This is a genomic window from Actinophytocola gossypii (assembly GCF_025165815.1).
Classification (GTDB): Bacteria; Actinomycetota; Actinomycetes; order Mycobacteriales; family Pseudonocardiaceae; genus Actinophytocola; species Actinophytocola gossypii.
On record NZ_JAFFZE010000033.1, the window covers coordinates 16,847 to 29,476 of the forward strand.

Here is a 12,630-nt window from a genome sequence, read left to right on the forward strand (position 1 = left end):
GCCGCCGGCGGGGGATGCTCGACATCGTGAGTGGGAACCGGACGAAATCGCACCTCGGCGCCATGCACGGCGACGTCGAGGACATGGCCAAGGACTTCTGGGCCACGCGGCCGAGGCGGCCGAGGCGTGGTCGAAAGATCGCCGGCGTCGCGGCCGGAGTCGCGAACCGCTACCGGATCGACCCGACGCTGGTGCGGGTCGCGCTCGTGGTGGCCGCGATCTACGGCGGCGCCGGCATCGTGGCGTACCTGCTGGGCTGGCTGTTCCTGCCCGAGCAGGACGACGAGGTGTCGCCGTTCGAGTCGATGATCGGCCGGGGCCGGTCGTCGACGTCGACGGGCTTCACCCTGCTGCTGTGCCTGGCGTTCTTCCCGACGTTCAGCTGGTTCTTCAACGGGTTCGCGCCCGGCTACCTGAGCCTGCTGGTCGTCGCCGGGCTGCTGTACCTGCTGCACCGCAAGCGCGGGCACCTGGACGCCGAGCAGCCGGCACCGGTCGCGGACATGCCCGTGCCCGAGATGCCGACCATGCCGGTGCCCCCGACACCTCCGACGCCTCCGGCACCTCCGACGCCCCCGACGCCCCCGACGGCCCAACCGGCGGCGCGCGCCGAGGCACGGGCGGACGCGCCGGTCGAGCCCGAGGCGGAGCGGGCTCCGGAACCGGAGCCGACGCCGGAGGAGCGGATGACGCCGCCCGCGTGGGACCCGCTCGGCGCGGCCCCGTTCGCCTGGGACCTGCCGGACCCGACGCCGCCGCTGGAGCCCGAGGACGAGCCGGAGCCGCCGGTGCCGGCCCGCAAGTCCCGGATCGGGCTGCTGACCGTGGGGATCGCGCTGATCGCGGCCGCCGGCATGGGGATGGCGAACCTCGACCCGACCATCATCGTCGGCGTAGCGCTCGCCGTGCTCGGACTCGGCATGGTGTTCGGCTCGTTCCTGCGGAGCGGGCGCGGGCTGATCGGGCTGGCCGTGCCGCTGTCGGTGATCGGTATCGGGATGACCACGGTCGCGTCGGACGGCTGGAACGGTGTCGGCGAACTCAACCTCCGGCCGACCACGGAGTCGCAGGTGCCGTCGGAGTTCAGCCGCTCGGTGGGCTCCGTCCACCTCGACCTGACCGACCTGCCGGCGACCGCCGAGGTGGACACCAACCTCCACCTGGGGGCGGGCGACGTGACGGTGCTGCTGCCGGAGACGGCCGACGTGGACCTGGTCTGCCAGGCCGACATCGGCACGATCGACTGCCTCGGGCAGACCTGGGACGGAGTCAACGGCGGGGAACCGCACGCCATCGAGAACGACGGCCCGGACGGGCGAGGAGGTCTGAAGGTGGATCTCGAGATCGAGGTCGGTACCGGGGACCTGGAGGTGCGTCGTGTCCCGTGAGCGAACCGAGTCGGAGCGGACCGAGCCCCGGCGCAAGCTGGACGTGTTCACCCTGCTGGCCGGCCTGGCCACGCTGTTCGTGTCGAGCTACGTGCTGACCGACGGCCAGATCTGGCTGCCGACGACCGACCCGCGCTGGCTGCTCACCGGCGGCGCGCTGCTGGTCGGCGTGCTGCTGCTGATCTCGTCGCTGCGCGGCGGCCGCCGCAAGCGGTAGCGAACGGTCTCCCACTCGAGGGTGGTCTCCCGGCACCGGGGGGCCACCCTCGCACTCATTCCCACTCGATCGTGCCCGGGGGCTTGGACGTCACGTCGAGCACCACGCGGTTCACGTCCCGGACCTCGTTGGTGATGCGGGTGGAGATCCGCTCCAGGACGTCGTAGGGCAGCCGGGTCCAGTCCGCGGTCATGGCGTCCTCGCTGGACACCGGGCGCAGCACCACCGGGTGCCCGTAGGTGCGGAAGTCGCCCTGCACGCCGACGCTGTGCACGTCGGCCAGCAGCACCACCGGGCACTGCCAGATGTCGCGGTCCAGGCCGGCGGCGGTCAGCTCCTCGCGGGCGATCGAGTCGGCCGCGCGCAGGATCTCCAGGCGGGCCGAGGTGACCGCGCCGATGATCCGGATGCCGAGACCGGGGCCGGGGAACGGCTGGCGGTGCACGATCGTCTCCGGCAGCCCCAGTTCCAGGCCGACCCGGCGGACCTCGTCCTTGAACAGCTCGCGCAGCGGCTCCACCAGCTCGAAGGCCAGGTCCTCGGGCAGGCCGCCGACGTTGTGGTGGCTCTTGATGTTGGCCGCGCCGGTGCCGCCGCCGGACTCCACCACGTCCGGGTAGAGCGTGCCCTGCACCAGGAACCGGTAGTCGCCCTGGGCCTTGAGGTCGCGCTCGGCCTGCTCGAACACGCGGATGAACTCCCGGCCGATGATCTTGCGCTTCTGCTCCGGCTCGGTGACGCCGTCCAGCGCGGCGAGGAACCGGTCGGCGGCGTCCACGGTCACCAGGTTGACCCCGGTGGCCGCGACGAAGTCCCGCTCCACCTGGCCGCGCTCACCGGCCCGCAGCAGCCCGTGGTCGACGAACACGCAGGTCAGCCGATCGCCGATGGCCCGCTGCACCAGAGCGGCCGCGACGGCGGAGTCCACCCCGCCGGACAGGCCGCAGATCGCCCGCCCGTCGCCGACCTGCTCGCGGATCCTGGCCACCTGCTCGTCCACGATCGACGCGATCGTCCAGGACGGCCGCAGGCCCGCGACGTCGTGCAGGAACCGGCGCAGCACCTCCTGCCCGTGCGGCGAGTGCGCGACCTCCGGGTGGTACTGCACACCGGCGAACCGCCGCTCGACGTCCTCGAACGCGGCGACCGGCGCGCCGTCGGAGCCGCCGGTGACGGTGAAGCCGGCCGGGGCCTTGGTGACGCTGTCGCCGTGGCTCATCCACACCGGGTGCCGGTGCGGCAGGTCGGCGTGCAGGACGCCGCCGTCGGCCGACAGCTCGGTGCGCCCGAACTCGCGGGAGCCGGTGTGCTCGACGGTGCCGCCGAGCGCGCGGGCCATCGCCTGGAAGCCGTAGCAGATGCCGAACACCGGCACGCCCGCGTCGAACAGCGCCGGGTCGACCTCGGGGGCGCCCTCGGCGTAGACCGACGACGGGCCGCCGGAGAGCACGATCGCCTGCGGGTCGCGGGCCAGCAGCGCCTCGACGCTCTCGGTGTGCGGCACGACCTCCGAGTACACCTGCGCCTCGCGCACCCGGCGGGCGATGAGCTGCGCGTACTGCGCGCCGTAGTCGACGACGAGGACGGGACGGTGGTGGTTCTGCGTCACTCGGGAAGCATGTCACGGGCCCTCGGTCCTACGGTGGAGGGCATGGACGAGACAGACCCGCACCTGCCGACCCCGCGGGCCGCGTGGATCGCCGGTCGGGCCGAGCAGAGCGACCGGACGCTGGCGGTGCACCACCCGTTCGACGGCGACGAGATCGCCTCGGTGTGCGTGCCGTCGGCCGACCAGGTGGAGCGTGCGGTGGACGCGGCGGCGTCGGTCGCCAGGGAGTTCCGCGGCACGCCGGCGCACGTACGGGCGGCCGCGCTGGACCACGTGTCGCGGCGGTTGGCGGAGCGCGCGGACGAGGTCGCGGAGACGATCACCGCGGAGAACGGGAAACCACTCAAATGGGCGACCGTGGAGGTCACCCGGGCGGTGGCCACGTTCCGGTTCGCGGCCGAGGAGGCCAGGCGGTTCTCCGGCGACCTGCAACGGCTGGACACCGACCCGAGCGCCGAGGGCAGGCTGGCGGTGACCCGGCGGGTGCCGCGCGGGCCGGTGCTGGGCATCGCGCCGTTCAACTTCCCGCTGAACCTGGTCGCGCACAAGGTCGCGCCGGCGATCGCGGTCGGCGCGCCGATCGTGGTCAAGCCGGCGCCGAGGACGCCGCTGTCCGCGCTGCTGCTGGGTGAGCTGCTGACCGAGACCGATCTGCCGGCGGGCGCGTTCTCGGTGCTGGCGGTCGGCAACGAGGAGACCGCGGCCCTGGTCCGGGATCCCCGGCTGCCGGTGGTGTCGTTCACCGGATCGGGTCCGGTCGGCTGGTCCCTGATGGACAGCGCGCCGCGCAAGCAGGTGGTGCTGGAGCTGGGCGGGAACGGCGCCGCGGTGGTCTGCGCCGACTGGCCGGACCTGGACTTCGCCGCGAAGCGGATCGCCACGTTCGGCAACTACCAGGCCGGGCAGTCGTGCATCGCGGTGCAGCGGGTGCTGGTGGACCGGGCGGTGGCCGACGAGTTCGTGCCGAAGCTGGTGGACGCGGTGGCGAACCTGCGCACCGGCGACCCGCACGACCCGGAGGTGGAGGTCGGACCGCTGGTCGACGAGGCAGCCGCGGAGCGCGTCGAGTCGTGGGTGGCCGAGGCGGTGTCGGCCGGCGCGACGGTGCTGGTCGGCGGCAAGCGGGACGGCGCGAGCGTGGCGCCGACCGTGTTGGCCGACGTGCCGCGGGAGGCGAAGGCGTGGCGTGAGGAGGTCTTCGGGCCGGTGCTGGCGGTGTCGGTCACCGACGGGCTGGACGACGCGTTCGCGCAGGTCAACGACTCCGTGTACGGGTTGCAGGCCGGGGTGTTCACCCGGGACGTCGGGGTGGCGTTCCGGGCGCGGGCGGAGCTGGACGTGGGTGGCGTGATCGTCGGCGACGTGCCGTCGTTCCGGGCCGACCAGATGCCCTACGGCGGGGTGAAGGGCTCGGGCTTCGGCCGCGAGGGCGTGCGCAGTGCGATGAACGACCTGACCGAGGAACGCGTCATGGTGCTCACCGGCCTGGAACTGTGACCGCGCCGATCACGGCGGTACCCAGCCGGTCGCGCGGCGCAGGATCTCGGTCACCGCTGGTGCGGCCGGGCCGTGTTCCGGCTCGTGCAGGACGCCCGCGATGTGCCCGTCGGGGCGGACGACCACGATCGAGCGGGGTCGCAGGCGCAGCGCGGTCACGAGCTCGTCGTCCTCCTCCTGGTCCAGTGGCACGGGCTCGTTCACCAGCTCGTGCTCCCAGCGGTCGGCCGGCCGCCACGAGCACCAGTACGTGAGCACGACGAAGCGCGGGCCGACCAGCTCCCGCAGCCGCATCCCCCAGGACAGGTGCCCGTCCGGGCAGAGCACGCCGCCCACGGGTGGCCGGGCCGCGCCGGGGTCGCGGGGGAAGGTCGCGTAGGCGTGCAAGTCGGTGAACGTGGTGAGCGGTGAGTCGAGGTACCAGAACGGCTCGGCCAGCCGGCCGGAGTCGATCTCCTCGGGAGCCGCCTCGTCGTCGGCCGCGCGGGTGAGCACGTCGAGCCGGTGCGCCCGTTCGGCGTCGGTACCCGGCACGAGGAAGCGCATGGTGTCGCCGGTGACCCGCAGGTTCTCGTCGGCCGCCGCGCCGCGCTCGAGGTCGTAGGACTCGAGCAGCAGCGGCCCGGCGGTGCCGGCGCGGTCGAGCGCGATCTTCCAGACCGCGTTGTCGGCGTCGGCGATGCCGGAGTTGAGCCCGCGCGCCCCGAACGGGCTCATCACATGCGCGGCGTCGCCGGCGAGCAGCACCCGGCCGACCCGCATCCGTGGCGCGCGGCGCTGGTGGAAGCGGTAGACCGACAACCAGACGATGTCGTGGTCGACGTCGCCGACGACGGCCCGGATCCGCCGGTCGAGCCCGCCGTCGGCGCGTTCGGCGTCGAGGTCGAAGTCGTCGGGGACCTGCCAGTCGATCCGGTGCACGCCCTGCGGTTGCGGGTGCAGCAGCACCTGCCGCCCGGGATTCCACGGCGGGTCGAAGTAGAACCGCCGCTCCGGCACGGCGAAGCCCAGGTCCGCGCGGATGTCGGCGATGAGGAACTTGTCCGGAAAGGACACTCCGTCGAACGGGAGACCGAGCGCCGCGCGGACCGCCGAACGCTGCCCGTCCGCTCCGACCAGATGCGAGCCGCGCACGTCTCCGTCCACTGTGGACACAGTAACGCCGTCGTCGTCCTGGGTGACGCCGGTGACCTCCTGGCCCCACCACAGCGTCACCAGCGGCTCGCGGGAGATCCGCTCCTCGAGCAGCAGCTCCAGCACCGACTGCGGGGTGTTGACGAACGGCGGGAAAGCGCTGTCCCCGTGCTCCGGGAAGGTGATCTCGAGGATCTGCCGGTCGCGGTAGTAGGTGCGGCCGCGGGTCCAGGTGACCCCGACCTCGGCGACCCGCGCGCCGAGCCCGACGCGTTCCAGGATGTCGAGCACGTCGCGCTGCACGCAGATCGACCGCGACCCGACCGCGACCCGCCGCGGCTGCGCCTCGAGCACGATGCTCGGCACCTCGTACCGGGCGAGCAGCAGCGCGGTGACCATTCCCACCGGCCCGGCCCCGGCGACGATCACGGGCTTCGGTCTCACCCTCGCAACTCCGCCCACACCGCGCGGTCCCGCTCGGCGGTCCAGACCCGCGGCCAGTCGATCCCGTCCAGCTCGTCCCAGTAGCGCTGGACGTTGAACGGCAGGCAGTGCTCGAAGATCGGCCAGCCGCCGAACTCGGGTGCCAACGCGGCGTGCGCGGCCGCGAACGCCTCCGCGAGGGTGCCCGACGCGGCGTGCACCTCGCCGACCGTCCGGCACAGCTCGTCGAGGAAGTGCCGGCTCTGCGCGACGGCCGCGCGTACGGCGTCCTCGCCCCGCACCACCGCGCCCCGACCGCCGACGAGGGTGCGGGCGCCGAACGCGGCGACGGTGTCGAGGGTGGCGGTGGCCCAGTCCCGGTGGAACGCGTCGCCGGTGTAGAGGGCGGCCTTGGCCTCCACCAGGTCCCCGGCGAACAGGATCCGCTCGCGCGGCAACCAGGCGACGATGTCACCGGCGGTGTGGCCGCGACCGCAGTACCGAAGGACCAGCTCCCGGTCGCCGCCGAGCGGGATCGTCAGCCGGTCGGAGAACGTGAGCGTGGGCCAGGTCAGGCCGGGGATCGAGGCCGGCTCCTCGAACAGGCGCGGCATCCTGGCCAGCTCGGAGTCCCAGTCGGCGCGCCCGCGCTCGGCGATCAATGTCCTGGTCGTCTCGTGGGTGACGATCTCGGCCGCGCCGAACGCGGCGGCCCCGAGCACCCGGACGGCGTGGTAGTGGCTGAGCACGAGGTAGCGGACGGGCTTGTCGGTCCGCTCCCGCAGCCGCTCCAGCCACCGCCGCGCGGCGACCGGAGTGGCCCGCGCCTCGAAGCAGACGAGGAAGTCCTCGCCCTCGACCGCCCCGACGTTCGGATCACCCTCGGCGGTGAGGGCGTACACCCCGTCCGCCAGCTCGGTGAACGTCTCCGCCTTCGCCTCGAGGTCCCCGCTGGACGCGAACTCCTTCGCCACACGCCTACCCTGCCACGCGGTCAGCCGCGATGGGAGGCGAGTGCGGCCGGGGCGGTGGCGGGAACCGCCGGGGACGCCGGCGGCACCGGGGCCAGGCGCCGGTAGGGCGCGCCCGGCTCCGGGCGGGGGTCGGGGTCGCCCTTGTTCGGCCACAGGGCGAAGGCGCGCTCGGCCTGGGCGGTGATCGTCAGGGACGGGTTGACGCCGAGGTTCGCGGAGATGGCGGAGCCGTCGACGACCGAGAGGCCGGGGTAGTTGTGCACCCGGTGGTACGCGTCGAGCACGCCGTCCTCCGGCGTCTCGCCGATGGGGCAGCCGCCGATGAAGTGGGCGGTCAGCGGGATGTTGAAGATCTCGCCCCAGGTACCGCCGGCCATGCCGTCGATGTGCTTGGCGGCCAACTGGTTCGCCTCGTGGCCGGCCGGGATGAACGTGGGGTTCGGCTCGCCGTGGCCCTGCCGCGAGGTGTACCGGCGGCGGCCGAACACGCCACGCCGGGTGTACGTGGTGATCGAGTTGTCCAGGCTCTGCATCACCAGCAGGATCACGGTGCGCTCGCTCCAGCGGTGCACCCGCAGCAGCCGCGCGCTCTGGACCGGGTGCCTGGCCAGGAACCGGAGCGCCTGGAGCCAGCGCGGCACGGACGCGGCGCCGTCGGTCGCGATCGTCTGCAGCAGGCCCATCGCGTTGCTGCCCCGGCCGTACCGGACCGGCTCGATGTGGGTGGACTCGTCCGGGTGGATCGACGAGGTGATCGCGACGCCGCGGGAGAAGTCCCGCGCCGGATCGACCGTGGTGCGCGCGGCGCCGATGATGGCCTCGGAGTTCGTCCTGGTCAGCTCGCCCAGCCGGGGCGAAAGGCCGGGCAGGACGCCGGTGTCGCGCATCGTGTGCAGCAGGCGCTGGGTGCCCCAGGTGCCGGCGGCGAGCACGACCTGGCCGGCGCTGACCGTCGCGCGGGCACGGCGCCCGGTGCGGCGGAGGTCGACGTCGAAACCGCCGCCGTCGCGGGGGCGGACGGCGGTCACCGTGGTCAGCGGAACGACCTTCGCGCCGACCTGCTCCGCCAGGTACAGGTAGTTCTTGACCAGCGTGTTCTTCGCGCCGACCCGGCACCCGGTCATGCACGAGCCGCACTCGGTGCACCCGGTCCGCGCGGGGCCCGCGCCGCCGAAGTACGGGTCCGGCGCCGCGACCCCCGGCCGGCCGAAGTACACGCCGACCGGGGTCGGGTGGTAGGAGTCCGGCACGCCCATGTCGGCCGCGACCTTGCGCATCACCTCGTCGGCCGGGGTCGTGGTCGGGTTGGTGACCACGCCGAACATCGCCGACGCCTGGTCGTAGTGCGGCGCGAGCTCGGCCTCCCAGTCGGTGATGTGCGCCCACTGCCGGTCGGCGTAGAACTGCCGGAGCGGGCGGTACAGGGTGTTCGCGTACACCAGCGAGCCGCCGCCGACGCCGGAGCCGGCCAGGATCATCACGTCCTTGAGCAGGTGGATGCGCTGAATGCCGTAGCAGCCAAGTCTCGGCGCCCACAGGTACCGGCGCAGGTCCCACGACGTCTTCGCGAACTCGTCGTCGGCGAAGCGGCGGCCGGCCTCGACCACCGCGACGCGGTAGCCCTTCTCGGTCAGCCGCAGCGCCGCGACGCTGCCTCCGAAACCCGAACCGACCACTACCACGTCGTAGTCCATACCGGGAGGCTACTCGTCAGTACGTAGTTTTCCGTAGTGCACCAGATCACGTCGGACGCCCTCGCGCAGCTGGGCCCCGCGCAGGATCCCTTCCCGGGTGAAGCCGGCCCGCGCGAGCGCCTTCTGCTCGCCGACGTTGTCCACGTCCGTGCTGGCCTCGACCCGGTCCAGCTCGGTGGTGGCGAACAGGTACTCGGCCAGCAGCCGCTGCGCGATCGAACCGACCCCGCGCCCGCGCTCCTCTGGCAGCAGCCCGATGCCGATGTTCCACGCCGAGCAGCCGACCGTGCCGCCGTAGTCCACGGCGTGCCAGCTGACCCCGCCGAGCAGCCGCCCGGAGGCGGCGTCCAGCACACTGAGCACCGAGCTGCGCGCCGGCCCGGTGATCATCGGCCGGTCGTCCCGGTCGACCTCGAACGGCCCGGCGGCGTCGACGTAGAACTTCTCCCGCTCGCCGATCACCGGCGGTGCCAGCGCCACCCCGTCCCTGGCGATGACGATCTCCCGATCGGCGCCGGGCGCCGGCGGCGGCACGAGGTCGGTGCGCAACAGGCCGAACAGCATCATGTCCCGCCGCACGCCGCCACGCAGCTGGGCGCCGCGGACGACGCCCTCGGCCCGGAACCCGCTCTTGCCGAGCGCCCGCTGGGACCGCACGTTGGCCAGGTCGGCGCTCGCCTCGATCCGGTCCAGGTCGGTGGTGGCGAACAGGTGCTCGACCAGCAGCCGCAACGCCTGCACGCCGACCCCGCGCCCCCGCGCCGCCGGCAACAGGACGATGCCCACGTTCCAGGCCCCGCACGGCCTGGTCCGGCCGTAGCCGACCGCGTGCCAGCTGACCTCGCCGACCAGCTCCCCGGCACTCAGGTCCACCACGGCCAGCCGGTACACCTCGGCGTTGTGCAACCGCTCCCGGTCATCGGGGTCGACGTCGTACGCGCCGTCCCCCCGCTGCTCGAGCCACTCCCGATCGCCGTCGAGCACCTCGGCCAGCGCCACCCGCTCCCCGGCGGCCACCACCTCGCGCCGCACGATCACACCCGCACCGTCAGGCCGACCTTCTGGAACTCCTTGAGGTCGGAGTACCCGGTCTTGGCCATCGCCCGGCGCAGGGCTCCGAAGAGGTTGATCAGGCCGTCGGCGTCGGAGGACGGGCCGAACAGCAGGGTGCGGAGGTCGACGATCTCCTCGTCGTCGGCGACCGGCGCCACCCGGCTGCGCGGGAGCGACGGGTGCGCGGCGGCCGCGGTCCAGTACAGGCCCCGGCCGGGGGCCTCCTCCGCCAGCGCCAGCGGCGCGCCGAGCATCACGGCGTCGGCACCGCACGCGATGGACTTCGCGATGTCACCCGAGCTGTGCACGCCACCGTCGGCGAGCACGTGCACGTACCGGCCGCCGGTCTCGTCGAGGTAGTCGCGGCGCGCGGCGGCGGCGTCGACGATCGCGGTGGCCATCGGCACGCCGATGCCGAGCACGCTGTCGGTCGTGGTCACCGGGCCGGAGCCGTAGCCGACGATCACCCCGGCCGCGCCGGTGCGCATCAGGTGCATCGCCGTGCGGTAGTCGTGCACGCCGCCCGCGATCACCGGCACGTCCAGCTCGGCGATGAAGTTCTTCAGGTTCAGCGGCTCGCCGCCGCGCGCCACGTGCTCGGCGGAGACGATCGTGCCCTGTACGACCAGGATCTCCACGCCCGCGGCCAGCAGGTCGGGGGTCAGCTCGGCGGCGCGCTGCGGACTGACCCGCGCGGCCGCGGTGACCCCGGACTCGGTGACCTTCTTGATCGCCTCGGCCACCAGCTCGGTGCGGATCGGGGCGGCGTGCAGTTCCTGGAGGACCCTGGTCAGCGCGGTCAGGTCGGCGTCCTCGGCGGCCGCGTGCACCCGGGCGAGCGCCTCGTCGACGTTCGCGTGCCGTGCCCACAGGCCCTCGGCGTTGAGCACGCCCAACCCGCCCAGCTCACCGACCGAGACCGCCGTGGCCGGGGAGACCACGGCGTCGGTCGGATGGGTGACCAGCGGGATGTCGAACCGGTAGGCGTCGATCTGCCACCCCGTCGACACGTCGCCGGACGAGCGGGTGCGCCGGGACGGCACGATCTCCACCTCGTCCAGCCCGAAGGCACGCCGGGCCGTCCGGCCCATGCCGATCTCGACAAGATCCCGCACTGGGTGTCCTTTCAGCGGGTGGTGTAGTTGGGCGCCTCGACGGTCATCGTCACGTCGTGCGGGTGGGACTCCTTGAGGCCGGCCGCGGTGATCCGGACCAGCTGGGCCTGCTGCAGCTCGGAGACCGTGTTCGAGCCGGTGTAGCCCATGCCGGAACGCAGGCCGCCGACGAGCTGGTGCACCACCTGGGACAGCGGGCCGCGGAACGGGATCCGCCCTTCCACGCCCTCCGGCACCAGCTTGTCCTCGCTGAGCACGTCGTCCTGGAAGTAGCGGTCCTTCGAGTACGACTTGGCGTTGCCGCGCGACTGCATGGCCGCGAGCGAGCCCATGCCTCGGTAGGTCTTGAACTGCTTGCCGTTGACCAGGATCACCTCGCCCGGCGCCTCGGCGGTGCCGGCGAGCAGGCTGCCGAGCATGACCGCGGACGCGCCGGCGGCGATGGCCTTGGCGATGTCGCCGGAGTACTGGATGCCGCCGTCGCCGATGACCGGGACGCCGGCCGGGCGGGCGGCCAGGTCGGCCTGGTAGATCGCGGTGATCTGCGGCACACCGACGCCGGCGACCACCCGCGTGGTGCAGATCGAGCCGGGACCGACGCCGACCTTCACCCCGTCCGCGCCGGCGTCGACCATCGCCTGCGCGCCCGCGCGGGTGGCGACGTTGCCGCCGACCACGTCGACGGCGTCGCCCAGCTCGGTCTTGAGCTTGGCGACCATGTCGATCACGCCGCGGGAGTGGCCGTGCGCGGTGTCCACCATGAGCACGTCGACGCCCGCGTCGACCAGGGTCATCGCGCGCTTGTAGGCGTCGTCGCCGACGCCGACGGCGGCACCGCAGATGAGCCGGCCGTCGGTGTCCTTGGTGGCGTTGGGGAACTGCTCGGTCTTGACGAAGTCCTTGACGGTGATCAGCCCGCGCAGCTTGCCGGCGTTGTCGACGATCGGCAGCTTCTCGACCTTGTGCCGGCGGAGCAGGCCGAGCGCGGCGTCCGCGGACACCCCGACCTGCGCGGTGACCAGCGGACCCTTGGTCATCACCTCGCTGGCCGGCTTGGTGTGGTCGACCTCGAACCGCATGTCGCGGTTGGTGATGATGCCGACCAGGGTGCCCTGCGCGTCGGTCACCGGGACGCCGGAGATGCGGTAGCGGGCGCAGAGCGCGTCCACCTCGGCCAGCGTCGCGCTGGGCAGGCAGGTGATCGGGTCGGTGACCATGCCGGCCTCCGAGCGCTTCACCGTCTCGGCCTGGCGCGCCTGTTCCTCGATGGAGAGGTTGCGTTGCAGGATCCCGATGCCGCCCTGGCGGGCCATGGCGATGGCCATGCGGGCCTCGGTGACGGTGTCCATGGCCGCGGACACCAACGGGATGCCGAGTGTGACGTGGCGGGTCAGCCGCGTGCTGGTGTCGACCTCACTCGGCACGACGTCGGACTGCGACGGTTGGAGCAGCACGTCGTCGAAGGTCAGCCCGAGCGTGGCGAACTTGGCCGGGATTCCCTCAGCGGTGGTCATCATGGCCCTTCT

General features: G+C 73.0%; 10 protein-coding genes. 3 read left to right on the forward strand and 7 right to left on the reverse strand.

All coding sequences use genetic code 11. From position 1 onward, the window contains the following. Positions 1-26 precede the first annotated feature (26 nt). The gene (locus tag JT362_RS34245; RefSeq protein WP_260196081.1) at positions 27-1,388 is read left to right on the forward strand and encodes a PspC domain-containing protein; all 1,362 of its coding nucleotides are present in this window, start codon (positions 27-29) and stop codon (positions 1,386-1,388) included. Beyond that, positions 1,378-1,605 (forward strand): hypothetical protein, encoded by a 228-nt coding sequence (locus JT362_RS34250; RefSeq protein ID WP_260196082.1) that lies wholly within the window; start codon positions 1,378-1,380, stop codon positions 1,603-1,605. Before JT362_RS34245 ends, JT362_RS34250 begins: the two co-directional genes overlap by 11 nt. A gap of 55 nt (positions 1,606-1,660) precedes the next feature. Here JT362_RS34250 and guaA read toward each other — a convergent pair whose 3' ends face one another. Next, on the reverse strand, positions 1,661-3,214 hold the full coding sequence (gene guaA, locus JT362_RS34255) for a glutamine-hydrolyzing GMP synthase (protein ID WP_260196083.1): 1,554 nt from the start codon (positions 3,212-3,214) through the stop codon (positions 1,661-1,663). Positions 3,215-3,256: 42 nt separating this feature from the next. Here guaA and JT362_RS34260 point away from each other — a divergent pair, with 42 nt between their 5' ends. Beyond that, positions 3,257-4,711, forward strand: a complete 1,455-nt coding sequence (locus tag JT362_RS34260; protein WP_260196084.1) for an aldehyde dehydrogenase family protein — start codon at positions 3,257-3,259, stop codon at positions 4,709-4,711. A gap of 9 nt (positions 4,712-4,720) precedes the next feature. Here the strand turns inward: JT362_RS34260 and JT362_RS34265 are convergent, their stop codons facing one another. From JT362_RS34265 to guaB, 6 genes are read right to left on the reverse strand one after another with little or no spacing between them, the layout of a single operon-like run. Then, positions 4,721-6,289: an FAD-dependent monooxygenase gene (locus JT362_RS34265; RefSeq protein ID WP_260196085.1), complete on the reverse strand. Its 1,569-nt coding sequence runs from the start codon at positions 6,287-6,289 to the stop codon at positions 4,721-4,723. After that, entirely contained in the window at positions 6,286-7,242 is a 957-nt protein-coding gene (locus JT362_RS34270; protein WP_260196086.1) for an MBL fold metallo-hydrolase, read from the reverse strand. Before JT362_RS34270 ends, JT362_RS34265 begins: the two co-directional genes overlap by 4 nt. A gap of 20 nt (positions 7,243-7,262) precedes the next feature. Beyond that, positions 7,263-8,936: a GMC family oxidoreductase gene (locus JT362_RS34275; RefSeq protein ID WP_260196087.1), complete on the reverse strand. Its 1,674-nt coding sequence runs from the start codon at positions 8,934-8,936 to the stop codon at positions 7,263-7,265. Between the two features lie 9 nt (positions 8,937-8,945). Continuing rightward, on the reverse strand, positions 8,946-9,974 hold the full coding sequence (locus JT362_RS34280) for a GNAT family N-acetyltransferase (protein ID WP_260196088.1): 1,029 nt from the start codon (positions 9,972-9,974) through the stop codon (positions 8,946-8,948). After that, positions 9,971-11,104 (reverse strand): GuaB3 family IMP dehydrogenase-related protein, encoded by a 1,134-nt coding sequence (locus JT362_RS34285; RefSeq protein ID WP_260196089.1) that lies wholly within the window; start codon positions 11,102-11,104, stop codon positions 9,971-9,973. The genes JT362_RS34280 and JT362_RS34285 overlap by 4 nt, the downstream gene beginning before the upstream one ends. Before the next feature lie 11 nt (positions 11,105-11,115). After that, a complete protein-coding gene (gene guaB / locus JT362_RS34290; RefSeq protein ID WP_375546598.1) occupies positions 11,116-12,621 on the reverse strand; it encodes an IMP dehydrogenase in 1,506 nt (501 codons plus the stop codon). Between the last annotated feature and the right edge of the window lie 9 nt (positions 12,622-12,630).